The sequence below is a fragment of the Paenibacillus sp. 1781tsa1 genome, assembly GCF_024159265.1.
Lineage (GTDB): Bacteria > Bacillota > Bacilli > Paenibacillales > Paenibacillaceae > Paenibacillus.
In genome coordinates, this window is the sequence record NZ_JAMYWY010000001.1 from 4,895,070 (window position 1) to 4,912,316 (window position 17,247).

15 protein-coding genes are annotated in these 17,247 nt (G+C 43.7%); 3 read left to right on the forward strand and 12 right to left on the reverse strand.

Annotated features, from left to right (window positions below; translation table 11 throughout):
• Window positions 1-16: 16 nt before the first annotated feature.
• The 10 genes from mraZ to NKT06_RS22145 all read right to left on the reverse strand — a co-directional run bounded on the left by mraZ (window position 17) and on the right by NKT06_RS22145 (window position 11,651).
• Window positions 17-454, reverse strand: a complete 438-nt coding sequence (gene mraZ / locus NKT06_RS22100) for a division/cell wall cluster transcriptional repressor MraZ (RefSeq protein ID WP_017687291.1) — start codon at window positions 452-454, stop codon at window positions 17-19.
• A gap of 273 nt (window positions 455-727) precedes the next feature.
• Entirely contained in the window at window positions 728-1,993 is a 1,266-nt protein-coding gene (locus NKT06_RS22105; RefSeq protein ID WP_145323188.1) for an adenosylhomocysteinase, read from the reverse strand.
• Between the two features lie 44 nt (window positions 1,994-2,037).
• Entirely contained in the window at window positions 2,038-3,669 is a 1,632-nt protein-coding gene (gene bshC, locus NKT06_RS22110; RefSeq protein ID WP_253439338.1) for a bacillithiol biosynthesis cysteine-adding enzyme BshC, read from the reverse strand.
• 157 nt (window positions 3,670-3,826) lie between these two features.
• Window positions 3,827-5,596: an ABC transporter ATP-binding protein gene (locus tag NKT06_RS22115; protein WP_253439340.1), complete on the reverse strand. Its 1,770-nt coding sequence runs from the start codon at window positions 5,594-5,596 to the stop codon at window positions 3,827-3,829.
• A 17-nt stretch (window positions 5,597-5,613) separates the two neighbouring features.
• The gene (locus NKT06_RS22120; RefSeq protein WP_483311631.1) at window positions 5,614-6,495 is read right to left on the reverse strand and encodes an ABC transporter permease; all 882 of its coding nucleotides are present in this window, start codon (window positions 6,493-6,495) and stop codon (window positions 5,614-5,616) included.
• A 47-nt stretch (window positions 6,496-6,542) separates the two neighbouring features.
• Window positions 6,543-7,475 (reverse strand): ABC transporter permease, encoded by a 933-nt coding sequence (locus NKT06_RS22125; protein ID WP_100527052.1) that lies wholly within the window; start codon window positions 7,473-7,475, stop codon window positions 6,543-6,545.
• A 190-nt stretch (window positions 7,476-7,665) separates the two neighbouring features.
• Entirely contained in the window at window positions 7,666-9,363 is a 1,698-nt protein-coding gene (locus NKT06_RS22130; protein WP_253439344.1) for a peptide ABC transporter substrate-binding protein, read from the reverse strand.
• Window positions 9,364-9,516: 153 nt separating this feature from the next.
• A complete protein-coding gene (locus NKT06_RS22135; RefSeq protein WP_253439346.1) occupies window positions 9,517-9,891 on the reverse strand; it encodes a DUF3397 domain-containing protein in 375 nt (124 codons plus the stop codon).
• Window positions 9,891-10,850 (reverse strand): ketopantoate reductase family protein, encoded by a 960-nt coding sequence (locus tag NKT06_RS22140; protein ID WP_253439348.1) that lies wholly within the window; start codon window positions 10,848-10,850, stop codon window positions 9,891-9,893. The genes NKT06_RS22135 and NKT06_RS22140 overlap by 1 nt, the downstream gene beginning before the upstream one ends.
• 150 nt (window positions 10,851-11,000) lie before the next feature.
• Window positions 11,001-11,651, reverse strand: coding sequence for an RsfA family transcriptional regulator (locus NKT06_RS22145; protein WP_215077527.1), 651 nt, complete (start codon window positions 11,649-11,651; stop codon window positions 11,001-11,003).
• 315 nt (window positions 11,652-11,966) lie between these two features.
• Between NKT06_RS22145 and NKT06_RS22150 the strand changes: the two genes are divergently transcribed.
• The gene (locus tag NKT06_RS22150) at window positions 11,967-12,203 is read left to right on the forward strand and encodes a DUF2626 domain-containing protein (protein WP_076332330.1); all 237 of its coding nucleotides are present in this window, start codon (window positions 11,967-11,969) and stop codon (window positions 12,201-12,203) included.
• A 183-nt stretch (window positions 12,204-12,386) separates the two neighbouring features.
• Complete coding sequence (locus NKT06_RS22155; RefSeq protein WP_253439350.1) at window positions 12,387-13,466, forward strand: hypothetical protein; 1,080 nt, start codon at window positions 12,387-12,389, stop codon at window positions 13,464-13,466.
• 101 nt (window positions 13,467-13,567) lie between these two features.
• Here the strand turns inward: NKT06_RS22155 and NKT06_RS22160 are convergent, their stop codons facing one another.
• Window positions 13,568-14,839 (reverse strand): ABC transporter substrate-binding protein, encoded by a 1,272-nt coding sequence (locus NKT06_RS22160; protein ID WP_253439352.1) that lies wholly within the window; start codon window positions 14,837-14,839, stop codon window positions 13,568-13,570.
• A gap of 222 nt (window positions 14,840-15,061) precedes the next feature.
• Window positions 15,062-16,396, reverse strand: coding sequence for a PhoH family protein (locus NKT06_RS22165; protein ID WP_024628438.1), 1,335 nt, complete (start codon window positions 16,394-16,396; stop codon window positions 15,062-15,064).
• A 152-nt stretch (window positions 16,397-16,548) separates the two neighbouring features.
• Here NKT06_RS22165 and NKT06_RS22170 point away from each other — a divergent pair, with 152 nt between their 5' ends.
• Entirely contained in the window at window positions 16,549-17,244 is a 696-nt protein-coding gene (locus tag NKT06_RS22170) for a YhcN/YlaJ family sporulation lipoprotein (RefSeq protein WP_253439354.1), read from the forward strand.
• Window positions 17,245-17,247 lie beyond the last annotated feature (3 nt).

The window sequence follows — 17,247 nt, forward strand, 5'->3', positions numbered from 1 at the left end:
TGCACCCCTCCTGACTTTATAAATCAAAATTAAAATCGACCAGCTTTTCGGCAATGTCGTTGAATGCTTCTTCGGATTGATTGAAATAACTCTCCCATATGCCTTTGCTCCAAATCTCCACCCGGTTCGACACGCCAAGGACAACACAATCCTTGTCCAACTTGGCATACTCTCTTAGATTGCCCGGCAGATTTACCCTGCCCTGTTTGTCCAGTTCACATTCGGTTGCACCCGAGAAAAAAAACCGGGTAAACGCACGTGCATCAGATTTCATCAATGGCAGTGCTTTGAGCTTCTGTTCCATGACCCCCCACTCCTCCATGGGGTACACGAAAAGACACTGGTCCAAACCCCGTGTGACAACGAAAGACGGTCCCAGAGATTCGCGGAATTTAGCCGGAATGATAACCCGACCCTTATCATCAATGCTATGTTGGAACTCCCCCATAAACATTGGCCCACTCACTCCTCACCCGTTTCTCCCACTTTGCCCCACTTTCCACCACCTAAGCATAATAGATTCGCACAAAAAAATCAAAACCCTTCTTGCATTACTTGATTTTTTAATTTTTCAGCATAAAAAAACGTCTTTGATCCTGTCACTCAGGATCAAAGACGCTTCCCTTAAACGGGCAATCGTATGTCTACCCGCACATGAGCCATATCATCAATAAACCATTCTATACCTATTGAATCATTTCATCAGCTTGTAATTATTGGATAGTGCTTAAAATTTCCAGCTATCCAGGTATTTCTCTTGCTCAGCTGACAAGGAGTCGATGCCAATATTCAGGCTTTCAAGTTTATAGCTAGCAACCTGTTGGTCGATATCATAAGGTACATTAACAACGTTTTTACCCAACTCAGCATAGTTCTCACTCACATAACGCAAACCAAGAGCCTGCAGAGCAAACGTCGTGTCCATGATTTCGGCAGGGTGACCATCTGCTGCACCCAGGTTCACAAGACGACCTTCTGCAAGAAGGTACATTTTACGACCATCTTTGAAACGATACTCCTCAATGTTACGGCGAACTGTGCGAATCGATTCCGAACGTTTTGCCAGTTCAGGTTTATTCACTTCAACATCAAAGTGACCTGCATTGCTCAGGATTGCTCCGTCCTTCATCACATCGTAATGCTCACCCGTGATAACATCCTTATTTCCTGTAACTGCGATAAAGAAATCGCCCAATTTGGCGGCTTCCACCATCGTCATGACCCGGAACCCGTCCATGTGTGCCTCTACCGCTTTGATTGGATCGATCTCGGTTACGATCACATTCGCTCCAAGACCTTTGGCGCGCATCGCTACACCTTTACCACACCAGCCATAACCTGCTACCACTACGTTTTTACCAGCGATAACCAAGTTGGTTGTACGAATAATTCCGTCGAATGCAGACTGTCCTGTACCGTAGCGATTATCGAACAGATACTTGCAGTATGCGTCATTAACCGCAACCATTGGAAACTTCAATTGGCCTTCTTTCGCCAATGCTTTCAAACGAATAATACCCGTTGTCGTTTCCTCTGCTCCGCCGCGAATTGTTGCTGCAAGGTCAGGACGCTCGGATGCAATAATGGTTGCAAAGTCTCCACCATCATCAATAATGAGATCGGGCTTCACCTCAAGCGCACGAAGTTGCAGTGATTTGAATTCCGCAGGTTCCGGATTGTACTTGGCATACACTGTAACGCCGTCTTCCACTAATGCTGCGCACACATCATCTTGTGTAGACAACGGGTTGCTGTGCGTAATCGTTACTTCCGCCCCACCCGCTTGGATCACTTTTGCCAAGTAAGCTGTTTTCGCCTCCAGATGAAGACAAATCGCCACCTTTAAACCTTTGAAAGGCAGATCCTGTTCGAACTGGCGACGAATGCGGTTCAGTACCGGCATGTGTGCCTCTACCCAATCAATTTTCAGATGACCCTCTGAAGCGAGTCCCATATCTTTAACAATACTGTTTTGCAACGCAGGTGTAGTCATTCCATATCCTCCTCGTTTATGTGTTTCTTCTATTATAAAGGGCTCTATAGTGCAATAACCTTGTGCTCTCCAAGGAATTCGCTTGAGGCCTTAATCAGTTCATCGATCCACTCGGTGCCATAACGATTCAGGTAAAAGAGTGCATTATGTACTCGTTCCTGTGGTTTGCCCGTTGGAAATAAGGAGTTTTGAATGCCGTTCCAGTGCCTTAGACTCACATTATGTTTATCTTCGATGGCTTTGTGAGTCTGCTGTTTCAGATACTGCATTTGCTCGTTGATTTTACTCAAATTGGTATCGCCAATTCGTTCCAGTCCCGGATGAATCTCCGCGATCTCATCTAGCAATGGTCCATACAGATCAAGAAACGCTTCCTGAACCTTGTCAAACTGTTCATCTACCTGGAACGTCTCCTGTTGTGTGAGCCACTGTTCCTTCTTTTCTTCCATATGATATTGTACATCCTGAAAAGAAAGCCCATATTGTTTCATATGTTTGTGATGAATATCTTCCATAATGGTGAAGGACAACCGCGGCAACAGAATGGGCATTTGCAGTCCGAACTGACAGAATGCTTCACGAGTCAAACCCCAATATGCAATTTCACCTTGCCCCAAAATAACAGCGGCTACAGGCAGCACAGAATCTTGCATTAATGGTCGTGTCAATACATTGTTACTGAAGCGCTCGGGATGTTCTTCCAGTTCTTGGAGCAAACGCTCCTCTGTGAACGAAACCAAACCTTTGCGATCACTATATAAACCGTCCTTCAACAACAAGAGCAGACGCGTACCTTCATGGATGTAGAACAGATTCGCTCCATCCTCCGCTACTTCGGCAGGCATAGCATAACCAGCTTGTTGTACCAGCGAAGCTCCTTGTGTGTATGCGTTGCGCAGCACTTCATTTTTGCGTATCAACCGCTCAAACACGGGCTGCTCCAACCTGCGTAACTCTGGATCGGATGCATCCATTAGAACAAGTCCACTGCTGGCAAACAAGGCAGATATCATGCGGGCAAATGCATCACTCAGATTTGAACTGGATTGATGGATCTCTGTGATACATTTCATCAATCCTGGTTTATGTATCGTATCAGGTAACAGATGTTCCACCTGTTCGATTACATTCATCCACTGCTGCGTATCCACATGAACATTACTCACAGAATCCCTTCCTGCGAATCGTCCTTGTAACTTGACCTTCTTCATATCTCCTTGATGATCAGGTAGATACGTATGGTTAACCTCATCCCAGTCATGGTCTTCACCAGCAATCCAAAATACGGGGACTACCGGGCGTTGAAGTCTTTCTTCCGCTTCACGCGCAGCTGCCACTACGCTGGCGGCTTTGTATATGACGAACAGTGGTCCGGTGAGCAGACCGCTCTGCTGTCCTCCTGTAACCACTAGTGCATCTTGTTCTGCAAGACGTGTGATGGACGCATGAACCTCTCCATGGTCATTCACCCGCTTATTATATATACGTAAATACTCTGCCAGATCACGCCGATCAATACGTGTGTTTTCCGATTGGTCCAGCCATTCGGCACGCGACTGAAGTCCTGATTCCCAGCGAATGTCATACTCGTAAAGGCCACGCGCAGCATCTCTTGAACAGATATAATCTTCTGCAAGTCTTGATCCGCTGCGGAGTGCCTCGGTAATACCGTTCATGAGGTCTGCCTCCTATTCTGCTTCAAAGAGCCTTTCTTGATTGTACCGAATTCAAGGCCGCTTCGTCAAAAGAAAGTGATTAAAATACGAAAAAAACCGCCGAACGAGTCGGCGGCACTTAATACATCAATAATAGCATATCGCTTTAATATTCCTATTATACGTAAGGTTCTGCAACCCAGTGACCTTTGGAAACCTCAATCAATTGAGCATTTTCCAGATTGTACGGGTCATTTGCAGGACCACCGGATCCATTCTGAATCGGGCTCATATGCTCTTCCGGCAGCAAGATGCGACGTTTGTTCGCTTCCACTTCCGGATCAGGTACAGGGATCGCTGAGAGCAACGTTTTCGTATAAGGGTGGACAGGGTTCGCATACAATTCTTCACTTTCTGCGAGCTCAACCACTTTACCCATATACATTACAGCTACACGGTCACTGATATGTTTAACCATCGACAAGTCATGCGCAATGAACAGATATGTCAAGCCGAGACGTTGCTGGAGTTCTTCAAGCAATTTAACGACCTGTGCCTGAATGGATACATCCAGTGCAGACAATGGCTCATCACAGATGATGAATTTAGGGTCTACAGCAAGTGCACGCGCAATCCCGATCCGTTGTCTTTGACCACCAGAGAATTCATGTGGATAACGAAGTGCATGACTTGGATTCAGTCCTACCAGGTCAAGCAGCTCTTCCACTCTTCTCTTGCGCTCTTTAGAGCTGGAAGCCAGACCATGAATATCAAGGGACTCTCCGATAATATCCATAACATTGAAACGCGGGTTAAGGGATGCATATGGATCTTGGAAGATCATCTGCATATCTTTACGCATTTCTTTCATTTTGCGTGGGGACAACTTGTAGATATCCGTTCCGTTGAAGTTAACACTTCCGCCAGTTGGCTCATAAAGACGCAGAATGGTTCGACCTGTTGTGGATTTACCACAGCCGGACTCACCTACAACGCCAAGTGTTTCTCCTTCAAAGATATCAAAGCTTACGTCATTGACCGCTTTGAGAATGTTACCTTTACCCAAATTAAAGTACTGTTTCAAGTTTTTCACTTGTACCAGCGGCTTGTTGCTGCCTTTGATAATACCAGCTGGAGCTGGTTTTTCCTTTTTGGGCTCGTCCAGGCGAGGTAAAGCATTGAGCAATTTAATCGTATATGGATGTTGTGGGTTACTGAAGATTTCAGCAGTTGTTCCTGTTTCAACAACTTCGCCTTCCTTCATAACAACAACACGGTCACACATACCCGCTACGACACCAAGGTCATGCGTAATCAGCATAATTGATGTTCCAAGCTTTTGCTGCATGTCTTTCATGACATCCAGAATTTGAGCCTGAATGGTAACGTCAAGTGCAGTTGTCGGCTCATCCGCAATCAGAAGGGATGGACGACATGCAAGCGCGATTGCAATCATGGCACGCTGACGCATACCACCAGAGAATTGGTGTGGATAATGATTCATGCGGATTGCCGCATTTTTAATTCCTACAAGTTCCAGCATTTCCAAAGCAGCTTTATCCGCCGCTTGTTTGGACATGTTCTGATGCTTGCGCAATACTTCGGTAATTTGTTTACCAATTTTAATGGTAGGATTCAAAGAAGTCATTGGATCTTGGAAGATCATACCGATATCTTTACCACGAATCGCTTCCATTTGTTTGTCTGTCTTATTCAGCAGGTCTTGCCCGTGAAAAGTAATTTCTCCGCTTTTGACCTTCGAAGGCGGGGAGGGAATCAATTTCATGATGGTTTGGGCGGTAACACTCTTACCACTACCAGATTCACCTACGATCCCCAGCGTCTCTCCTTTGCCAATTTCAAAACTCACATTTTTAACCGCATCAAATTCACCAGAGCGCGTTGAGAATGATACGCTCAAGTCCTTGACTGTTAAAATCGGCTCCATAATCCCACCTCCTATTTCTATTTACGTAATTTCGGATCAAGCGCGTCGCGCAGACCATCACCGAGCAAGTTAAATGCAAGCATAGTCAGTACCATCAGACCCGCTGGGAACCACATCCGCCAAGGATACAGCGTCCAGCCTGTGAGAGCGTCATTAATCATGGATCCCAGGGATGATCTCGGTGCAGATACACCAAGTCCGAGGAAGCTCAGAAACGCCTCAGCAAAAATCGCGTTAGGAATAGACAATGTCAACGTTACGATAATCGGACCAACTGCATTTGGCAACAAGTGACGGAACAATTGACGTCCGGTACTTGCACCCATGGAGCGGGCCGCGAGAATGAAGTCTCTGTTTTTGAGTTGCATAATCTCACCACGTACAATCCAGGACATACTGATCCAGCCGGTAATGGTGAGGGCTATGATGATGGTTGTCAGACTTGGTTCCAATACAACCAACAACAAGATAACAACGAGCATGTAAGGCAGGGAATACAGGATTTCGGAGAATTTGTTCATGATACCATCAACACGTCCACCGTAGTAACCCATAATCGCACCATAGATTACACCAATAACAAGGTCAATTAGAGCTGCTGCCAAGCCGACAGTAAGGGATACACGAGCACCAACCCATGTTCTTACCCATACATCACGACCAAGTTCATCCGTACCAAACCAATGCTCTGCACTTGGTGCCGCGTTGGCATTCATCAAATCATTGGAATAATAATTATAACTTGTAAACAAAGAAGTTGGACCAATCAAAGCGAAAATCACGACAAGAACCAATACACTCAGACTTATCATTGCAGCCTTATTGGTTGCAAGTCTGTACATGGCATCTTTAAAAAGGGATACACTTTCTTGCGGTTTAACCGCTGCCTGACTAGTCAGGTTCGTGTTCGCCGTTTCATTCTTTTTATTATTCGTGCCAGACAACGTTATGCCCCCTTCCGGCTTTCCAGCTTGATTCTAGGATCAATTAGTACATAAGCGATATCCGTCAGGAAGCGTGCCAACATGAGGAGAATACCATAGAAAATTGTGATACCCATAATCATGGTGTAATCCCGGTTAGTGATACTTTCTACGAATACTTTACCAATTCCCCCGATGTTAAAGATCTGTTCAATAACAACGGAACCTGTGATGATGTTTGCTGTCATTGGACCAACATAAGTTACTACTGGCAAAATACCATTTCGTACAACGTGTTTAAACATAATCGCTGGCCATTTTAAACCTTTGGCTTTAGCTGTTTTGATATAATCTGCATGTAAAACTTCCAGCATGCTGGAACGAGTCAAACGTGCGATAAAGGCAATTGGTGATGCAGACAATGCTGCAACTGGGAGTACATAGTCAAGCGGTCCATCGAAGCCCATAACGTTGAACCATCCCAATTTGAAAGCAAAGACATATTGCAATAATGAGGCAAGCAAGAAGCTCGGAACAGCAATACCTATGACAGCGACAACCATGGTAACATCATCAATCAATTTGCGGTGATAAACTGCTGCGAGAAGCCCCAACAGTACACCAACAATAATGGAGATGAGGATTGCAAAGATCCCAAGCTTCAGTGAAGCCGTGAATGTTTGAGTAATCATATCCGTTACGTCTTGATTCAGATACCTCATCGAAACGCCGAAATCCCCTTTAAGGATTCCACCCATATACTTCAGGTATTGTTCATACATCGGTTTATCCAAACCGTACTTAACTTCTAAGAGTGCACGAATTTCTGGCGACAGTTTCTTTTCTGCTGTAAACGGATCACCAGGAATGGCCTTCATCAGGAAGAAAGTCAGCGATGCGAGTATGAAAAGCGATAGCAGCATAAATAGTAGTTTTTTCAACACATACTTAACCAACCCTTGCACACCTCCACAAACAATATTTTGTATACAAATCGATTGTAGAATTAGACAGAAATAAAGTCCAATCCATTTATCGGAAATTTCAAGAATTATAAGGAAAATCGGTGCACATACAAAAAAATCGGGATATATATGGAATTCCACATATATATCCCGAAGTAATCATATTAGACTTCAGAACAACTTATTTCTCTTCCAGATATGCACGAGTGAAGTCAATAGCTCCACTGAAATCAAGTTGTACGCCTTTCAGGTAAGGCTTAGTCAAAGATACGTTAGTGTAGTAATAGATTGGCATAACGCCCATTTCATCTTGAATCAGGATTTTCTCAGCGTCAGCAAATGCAGCCATACGTGCAGCTGGATCAGCGGATTTTACAGTTTCTTTAACATCTTTGTCATACTGTTCGTTGCTGAATTTGGAATCATTGTTTGTGTTTCCAGTAGTCCACATTTCCAAGAAGTTGTATGGATCGTTGTAGTCAGCAGACCAACCTGCACGAGCTACTTGGAAGTTTTGGTTTTGACGGTTCTCAAGGAATACGCCCCACTCTTGGTTTTCTGTTTTCACATCAACACCAAGATTTTGTTTCCACATATCAGCAATTGCCAAAGCGATTTTCGCGTGACCATCACTTGTGTTGTAGATCAAAGTTACAGCTGGCAATGTTGTGTAACCTTCTTCTTTCATACCTTCAGCAAGCAATTTTTTAGCTTCATCCACATTTTCTGTGAAGTAATCGTCTTTGTGCTCATCACGGAATTCGCCGTTTTCACCACGGATACCTGGAGGTACAAAGCCGAATGCTGGAATTTGACCACCTTGTGTTACTTTGTCAACAATCAGTTGACGTTGAATTGCCATTGCAAATGCTTTACGGATTTTAACGTTGTTAAATGGTGCTTCGTTTACGTTGAACTGGTAGTAGTACGTACTTGCAATACCAGTAGCTTTGAACTCGTCCGGCAATTCCGCTTTTACAGAAGGAATTTGGTCGGATGGAATTTCACCGTTAGGTGCACCAGTGTAGTCCAATTGTCCTGATTTGTAAGCTTGCAGTTCGGAAGCACTGCTGTTTGTCAGAGACATATCGATTTGAGCCAGTTTGATGTCAGCAGCTGCATGATAACCATCGTTTTTCTTCACAACAATTTTTTGACCTTTAGCGTATTGATCCATTACAAATGGTCCGTTAACGATCATGTTTTTGTAGTCTGTGAAGAATTTGTCATTTGTATCAGCAGATGCATGTACTGGATAGTACGTGTAGAATGCTGTCAGACCCAAGAAGTAAGGTGTTGGGTTTTCCAACGTTACTTCAAGCGTGTGCTCATCAGTGGCTTTAACACCTACTTGAGAGAAGTCTGTGATTTTAGTACCTTTATATGTTTCGTCTTTGCTCAGGTTGTAACCTTCAGCACCTTTGATGTAGTACAATTGGTATGCATATGGAGAAGCTGTTTCCGGTTTCAAAGCGCGTTCCCAAGAACGAACAAAGTCTTCGGCAGTGATTGCATCACCGTTGCTCCATTTGGCATCCGGGTTCAGGTTGAAAACATATTTCAAACCATCTTCGGAGATTGTCCAGTCTTTAGCAACACCTGGAGCTTCTTTACCATCAGCATCGATGCGTACAAGACCTTCATACAAGAATTTCAGAACTGTGTTGGTTTGGCTGTCTTTTGCTTGAGCCGGGTCCAACGTAGGAGGTTCAGCTGACAGGTTGATTTTCAGAATTTGATCTTTAGCAAGACCATTTCCTTCGCTTGCAGAACCAGTATCGGTGTTACCTGTGCCTTCGTTTTTCGATCCGCACGCTGCAAGTACGGTACCGAACGCCAAAATCAGCGTCAAAAGGACTAATAGACTTTTCCTTTTCATCTAACACGTTCCCCCTAAATTGATATGGTTTATATGTTTATAGATTATACAACCACCGGTCAAAAAAATCTACATTACTTTTTCAGAAAGTAATGTTTTTTTCAGTTTTCGACAAAATCGACACATTTTTTAGCCCTTTTGCGTTATGTATCCTTACATCTGTTGCATGAAGTATCTAATTAATCCAAATAAAGTAAACAAAACATACCCGAAACTCATAATTACAAAAGCCATGCGCCATACGGCCCGGAACATTCTACCCCCATCGACCTTACCTTTTAGTCGATTTTGCGCACCTCCGATGAATCCAAGTGCTAGTAGTATGAGTAATAATGTCAGATAAAAACCAAAATTCGAATCAAATGTTAAGTTGAATAACGCTGAAACTGAAAATACAAGAAAAAAAGTGGTTACATCCATTGCTGTCCGCAATGCTGTGCGCTTGTCTTTTTTCCAAATGTACATTCCCCAATAGACGAGAAAGAACGGAAAAAAAGGTAATATACTCAACACAATAAAAAGTCCCATTAATTCACTCCTTCCGTTTGCATTCCTTCAATCAGATGAAGCAGTAGTTCATGTGTAGGTGCAGCAAGTCCCGACTTTTGTGCCATCCTTACAATATGTCCGTTAATTGATCCAACTTCTGTACCACGTCCAGCGAGAACATCTGCAAGCATCGAAGAAGTGTTCGTGGCAGTCGAACGGCAGACTAATATCAGTTGATCCCACATATCCTGATCCAAACATATTCCACGTTCAGAGTAGACTAACAATACTTCATCATATAATTGGCGCATTAGCCTCTTGCGTTCTTCGGTGATGATTAATTCTCCATTAGGGATTCGCCATAACGCTGTAAGCGGGTTAATGACTGCGTTAATTAATAGTTTCCTGTATATCAGCTTATCGATTTCATTCGACACTGTGCAGTCAAATCCTGCCTGCTCCAGGAGCCTTGAAAGAGTAAATATTCTTTCTTCCTCTATAGAGATAGAAGCTTCTATATGTATATTACGACTTCCCAACCTGGTTTCACCCGCCCCTGCACGAGTCACCTGACGCTGTGAACGCTTCGCACCCTCTGTTGTAACCGCACTACAGAGAAGCGAATTTGGCATAGCCGCATGAAGTTTTTCCAGATGGCCCATCCCATTTTGAAAACAAGCGATATTCAGCATATGATCTTGTAATGGACTAATCTCATGAATGAAATCATCAATGCCTGTCTGCTTAACCATGAGCAGTAACCATTCTCCGGGCGTGTTCTTCCATGTGTCAGGAAGCTCACATATGGGTTTCGCCTGTATTTGATCCGGTAGAATATGTATCTCCTTGTCTCGTTCCACAAGGGTTACTCCATCATGGCTGAGAAGGTCTGCCTGAGCCGTTGTTCTAGTCCAGAATCTGACCTGGTTACCTGTCAACAACAGTTTCCCACCATATAAAAGACCCAGCGCCCCCGCTCCAACGATGTCAATGATCATATCATGCACTCCTATCCGCTTCAGTAGTTACGCTTCCCTTATCTATAATAGAACAAAAACACTAAACTAAAAACCCGTCATACCTGCCGTTGTGTAACGGAGGTGTGACGGGTTCATACCTGACTCTCACAAATCAGACGTCTGTACTTGCTATTCAATTCGTTCCAGATTCCCGTTGGCATCCATCTTGAAACGTGTTTTGAGTTCTTCTTCTTCTTCGGACAAAAATGCGAGTCTACGAGCTCGATCCATAATCTGAATCAAAGCTTTGTAGTCGTCATTCACCACGCGGTAATCCGTCTGAACTTCATTCACTTCCTTGGAGAGACGGTCATTCTCAAGACGCAGTTCAAGCAACTCATCTTCTTTCTCCCGAAGCTCCTTCTCCAGCATCTTGAGTTGACGATTGCTCTCCTGCACGGTTCCCTTCCATTGTCGCAGGAAGCGGATTACTGCATCCATCGATAATGAATCGTCTGAAATCCCATCTGATTTGTACAGATGCTCTTCTGTGTCCAGTGTAGACAATGCTGCAACCTGTGGTCCAAGCATAGCTGGCTGCTTTCTGAGATAACTTCGTTTTTGCCGTTGTGCCTTGGCGTTACTGATGGCAGACTCATACTTTTTACGTACACAACTGTTCCAGCGAAAACCGCATGCGGCAGATGTTCTGCCTATTTTTTCGCCTACCTCTTCAAAAGCGGCCAATTGTGTACTGCCTTCCCGAATATGACGCAAAGTAACCTCAGCCAATATCAAATCGTCCTCTGTACTCCAAGCATCCTGTCTCACTGCAGTCATGCTATAATACCCTCCTAACAACATCCTAAAATAACCGTCCGCATTACCGGAAGCCCGGTATGTGAATTAGGTATAAAAGCTGCTTCATTCATTCTTATGCCTCTCATAGAGTTCATAGAATTGATTTCATACTAAAATGTATTTCCACATTCAGGCTTGCTCATACGTGACACATGTAAAACATATCCCGCTACACTTACTTTGAGCGAAAAAAAAGAATTCGCTTTCATATCCAAATTTGTTTACACGTTTTTCCTTTCCCGGTATAATGTTGTGTAGACAATCTATGATCGTACTTAGAGAGGAGGATTTACCGTGGCACGCATGTTTCGGGTACTCGGGTTCTTCACGCTTGCGATTGGCCTGATGGCTTTTGCGGGAGATCTGGTCGAAATGGCTTTGCTTTTTTTCCTGCAGACTGCGTTTTTTGTCATTTTGGGATACTTGAAATTTACTGAAAGAACGTACATATTGCTCTTCTGGGGTTATATGATCGTCACATTCACGGGGTTCAGCTACTGGACCGTATTCCAAATGGGTTTGCCGCTATAATCCACCTGCAGCATCAAAGTAATCCGATATCTGTCGGGTTGCTTTTTTGTTGTGTTCAGATTAAATGGTTGTTCATGGTGTTACGTAACCACTAAGGATAATTCACGTATTTGTTTCATATATTGTCTGGAAGACAACTAGCCTGTACGATTGTCATTAAAGAAGTGGAAAGGAGAATGATCGGTGAGACGTCATAACGGCATTGCCGCCTTTATATTATGCATCATCGTATTCCTGCAACTACCCTCAACCTATGCCTATGGAGAGCCTTCATCTGAGGATACACGTGAGATATTGCAAAAAAGTCTATCCATCGTCGAAATCGATCATGAAATTGAACGTATCGCAGGCAGACAGAAGCAGCTGGCACAACAATACGAGACATTATCCGTCCAACTTCAAGAACAGGAAGAGCAGATACATATTCAGCAAGATCGGGCTGGAGCTGTAGTGAGGTCCTACTATACTGGTGAACGCGATAGTCTTCTCATGACGGTCCTGGGAGCTCGGTCATTCAAAGATCTGTTCGTACTGTATGATTATTACCAGATTATTATTGGACGGGATCAGGCTGTGCTGGACAAGTATCAGGACCGGTATCGCAACATGCAACAGACTTCCACTCAGATTCGTCAGACTACAGCAGAATTAACCGAAATGAAGAGTAATCTTCAAAACCAGCGGGAACGTGTAGTCGCCTTGCAAAAAGAAGTAGATGCCCAAATAGCCACCAGCGGAGATGCGGCAGCGATTCAGAAACTGATGGATGAATTAACCCTCTATTGGGAGAATATCGGCATCTATGAGGTGAAACGATATTTCAAAGCATTAGCATCTGCCATGCAGAACCTGCCTGATTTTATCCAAAAACAAAACGGAGGCATATCCACAACTGGAACAACGTATACGATCCGAATTGGCCAGGATGAGCTTAACGCATTTCTACGTTCCCAAAATCCCATCTTTGAAGACTTTGCCTTTCAGTTTAATCAGGATAAGATTATAGCTTCCGGTCAGCGGGATCAGTTGCAATTAAGCATTGAAGGACATTATACGGTAGAAAATGAACCTCAGAACTCCATTCGTTTTCATGTAGACAAACTAGTATTTAATCAGCTTGAATTGCCCGACACCACCCGCCGAATGCTGGAAAGAGAATTCGACCTTGGATTCTATCCACAGAAAATCCTGTCTTTCGTCAAAGCAACAGATGTTTCAACAAGTGAAGGCATACTGGAAGTTAAACTAGCTATATCATTTTAAAGAGATTGTTCCAAAAGTCTGCTTAAATTAAAAAGGATGCCTACTGGCATCCCTTGCATTAAAGTTAAAATCCAGACTTTTTTTGAACAGGAACTTAAGGGTTAGTTCGTCGTTCTAATACTATTTACGTATTGATTCGCTGTAATCTCTCCCTTTAAGAATTGTTGTACCTTTTTATGAAAACGAGTTATTAGAGCAAGACTTTCGGTCGTTGCAGCGGGGGCATCTTGGGTTGTTGAGAACCAGGAATGTCTCTTTGTCATTTCATAACGTCCAACAAGTTTCTCAGTCTCCAAATCCAGTTCCTGTTGCTTTGCAGGCAAACGGTTGACCTGCTGGTACCATTTTAGCTGTGACGAAGCAGACGTCATCCCTTCAATCCATCTACTGGCCTCCTCTGCCTCAACCGAACCCGCAGTAATGACAAGGCTTCTGGAGCTTACAGTTTCCAAGGATTCAAAAGTAATCCGCTCCAAAGAATCTTTATTAACTGTACTCGCTTGATCTGCACTTAATAATTGAGATAACAATGATACAACCATGGGTATGTTATTCTCTTCAGCAGTTGATGAGAACATCGGATAGGTAGACTGGGCCATTATATGAGGTTGAATGTGATTCATCAATTGAATCCCCTGCTGGAGATTCCCTGGTTGCGAATCTAATTGCGTTTGATTAACTTCATCAGGTGCCATCCTCGGTTCCAAATGATTTAACCACGCATTTGTCCCGTACATATCATTGATGTTCATCGTAATTAAAGGGATGCCTTCGGCAATGGCTTGTTGAGTAAGTTTGGCCCACTGATCTTTATTGTGAGGTAATGACTCCATTCCAGCTCTCTTCAGAAATGAAGATTGTGCAGCCAGAATATACGGATCAAAATCAAAAGGCATTCCCCATTGATAACCATTCCACTCTGTCATTCCCCGTAATCCAACTACCGTATCTCCAAGCGACTTCGATAATGTTGTTCCGTTTAACGGATACAGGTACCCTTTTTGGGCATAGTATTGCACTTCCTCACTATCAAGCAGAACAACATCCCCGTTCTCTCCTAGTGAAAATTCAAGATCTAAAACACGCTTATATGTATCCGGCTTCTCATTCCGAAGATTAATCTCTACCAGCTGGGAAGCAGCAACTTCTTTGGCTATCTTTTGAAAGGCTTGGAACTCTTCATCCGACATGGCAACCACAATCTCCAGCGGAGATTGTGCATCTTCATTACGTGACGAAGTACCCGGAAAGGCATCCTTCTCCTGGTCCTGTTCCTGATTGAGCTGCGAACCTCTAAAGTCAAAACTCGGTGACAAGATCGTTAACGAAAGCAGCAATACCGCGAACAAAACAACCTGATGTTTACGCTTCATTAACTTCCCTCCTTGTTCACCTAGTTTTTTCCTGCAGCAATTATTGTAACAAATAAGTAGTACTCTTGTCCTACCCTGCCGAAAAACACTTTTTCGGATTTTTGCATAATACGAGCATATCGAGTTCTGTGCAAAAACGCTTTCTTATTTTTTCAGCAAAAAAGCCGGCTCTAAGAGCCGGCTTCAATAACAACATTTTCCGGGAAATAAATCCCCTGAATTTTACAATAAATCAGCCGCAAGCTGTGCCAGCTTGGACCGCTCTCCTTTTTCGAGCATGATGTGTCCGCTGATTCCCTCTTGCTTGAACCGTTCCACGATATACGTCAGACCGTTACTGGCGGAATCAAGATAAGGATGGTCGATCTGTTCCGGGTCTCCCATCAAAATAATTTTACTGCCTTCACCGACCCTGGATACAATGGTCTTCACTTCATGGCGGGACAGATTCTGAGCCTCATCAATAATGATAAACTGTCCAGGTATCGATCTTCCACGAATATACGTTAATGCCTCCACCTGAATACTGCCAAGCCCCATTAGAATTTTATCGATATCCCCGGCTTTTTTGGTGTCGAACAAAAACTCCAGATTATCATAAATCGGCTGCATCCATGGACGAAGTTTTTCTTCCTTCTCACCAGGCAAGTAACCGATATCTTTCCCCATCGGAACGACAGGACGAGCAATCAACAGTTTTTTATATTTATGATCATCCTCTACCTTAAGCAGACCTGCTGCAAGTGCCAGCAATGTTTTCCCTGTTCCAGCTTTACCGGTAATGGTAACAAGCGGGATGTCGTCATTCAAAAGCAGTTCCAGTGCCATGCGTTGTTGTGCGTTACGTGCGCTAATGCCCCAGACATTATCATTACTGAGGAAAAGCGGCTCCAGCTTTGTTCCCTCTGTATTCACTTTAAGTAAAGCCGATTTATTGGTTCCCATCTCATCCTTGAGAATGACGAATTCATTCGGATACAACGAATAAGACAACTGTAACGGTTTGATTGGTAAAAAACGATATGTGTAAAACTCATCAATCACTGACGGATGAACTTTTAGGGCCGTATAACCTGGATATAACTCACTGAGTCCTGCCGTCCGATCTGATAAGTAATCCTGTGTGAACAGACCAAGTACATCCGCTTTGATACGCACAAGTACATCTTTACTGACAAGCACGACCTGACGCTCAACTACTTCCTTTTCATTTTCCTCAATCTGATAATTCAGTGCGACAGCCAAAATGCGATTATCGTTGGATACTTCACCAAACATTTCCTGAACTTTAACGAAACTCCGATGATTCAGCTCTACTTTCAGGTTACCTCCATTAGCCAAAGGCACCCCACTGTGCAGGTGACCCAGCTCACGTAATCCATCCAACAGTCTGGATACATTACGGGCATTACGCCCAATTTCATCGGCATTTCTTTTTTTGGAGTCGATCTCCTCCAATACAACCGCGGGAATGATTACCTCATGTTCCTCAAAGGCAAATATGGCATTGGGGTCATGCAGAAGCACGTTGGTATCCAATACAAAAATCTTTTTCATTCAATCCCCTCCAAAGCGGCGTCGTTAAAGGCATGGATAGTGTGATCTTTCAGCAGCGGCATGGACAATCATGATCCCATACATAAATGTATTCGACTAGGGCAAAATAATTGTCAACCATTCTGAAAAACTCCAAGAAAGGATGAACATTTATGAAAATATGGGTTTGCACGCTGCTTCTGATCTTTATACTTACAGGTTGCAACAGTTCCACACGCAACGCTTCGCCTAATCAGGGTACACATGCGAAAGGTTACGGAGGAAATGTAACAACTCAGCAAGATCAAAGGAAAGGATCTCACATGCTCAATGCACAGGAAGATCGGATGAATCCTTCACGTTTGGACCGTCTTAATGAGAATACAGGTGAAGTCCACGATACCAACATTGCGGATGATGCAAAGAGTGGCCGGATGCCAAATGAAAAACGAATCAATCACCTTAAAGCACTTGCCAAGCAAGTGGAGGGTGTTAAAGATGCGAACTGCGTTATACTCGGCAATACAGCCGTAGTTGGTATTGATGTTGATGGTGAACTGGAACGTGCTCGGGTAGGTACCATTAAATACTCTGTTGCCGAAGCGCTTCGTAAAGACCCCGAAGGTGTAGATTCCATTGTTACTGCTGATGCCGATGTCACTGAACGAATTAAAGAGATTGGTGAACATATTCGTCAAGGTCATCCCATATCCGGTTTTGCTTCAGAACTCGCTGACATGGTGGGACGAATTATCCCCCAACTCCCGAAAGACGTCAAAGTCCGTCAAAATCCGGATGAACACGTGAATCAAAAACAACAAATGCAGCAGCTGCATTCATCTGACAAAAGACAACAAAAAGCCCAGTGATCT

What these genes read in the sequence shown, in the direction of transcription:
- mraZ (WP_017687291.1), bottom strand. Translation starts at nt 454, where the DNA reads ATGTTTATGGGGGAGTTCCAACATAGCATTGATGATAAGGGTCGGGTT.
- NKT06_RS22105 (WP_145323188.1), bottom strand. Translation starts at nt 1,993, where the DNA reads ATGACTACACCTGCGTTGCAAAACAGTATTGTTAAAGATATGGGACTC.
- bshC (WP_253439338.1), bottom strand. Translation starts at nt 3,669, where the DNA reads ATGAACGGTATTACCGAGGCACTCCGCAGCGGATCAAGACTTGCAGAA.
- NKT06_RS22115 (WP_253439340.1), bottom strand. Translation starts at nt 5,596, where the DNA reads ATGGAGCCGATTTTAACAGTCAAGGACTTGAGCGTATCATTCTCAACG.
- NKT06_RS22130 (WP_253439344.1), bottom strand. Translation starts at nt 9,363, where the DNA reads ATGAAAAGGAAAAGTCTATTAGTCCTTTTGACGCTGATTTTGGCGTTC.
- NKT06_RS22135 (WP_253439346.1), bottom strand. Translation starts at nt 9,891, where the DNA reads ATGGGACTTTTTATTGTGTTGAGTATATTACCTTTTTTTCCGTTCTTT.
- NKT06_RS22140 (WP_253439348.1), bottom strand. Translation starts at nt 10,850, where the DNA reads ATGATCATTGACATCGTTGGAGCGGGGGCGCTGGGTCTTTTATATGGT.
- NKT06_RS22145 (WP_215077527.1), bottom strand. Translation starts at nt 11,651, where the DNA reads ATGACTGCAGTGAGACAGGATGCTTGGAGTACAGAGGACGATTTGATA.
- NKT06_RS22160 (WP_253439352.1), bottom strand. Translation starts at nt 14,839, where the DNA reads ATGAAGCGTAAACATCAGGTTGTTTTGTTCGCGGTATTGCTGCTTTCG.
- NKT06_RS22165 (WP_024628438.1), bottom strand. Translation starts at nt 16,396, where the DNA reads ATGAAAAAGATTTTTGTATTGGATACCAACGTGCTTCTGCATGACCCC.
- NKT06_RS22170 (WP_253439354.1), top strand. Translation starts at nt 16,549, where the DNA reads ATGAAAATATGGGTTTGCACGCTGCTTCTGATCTTTATACTTACAGGT.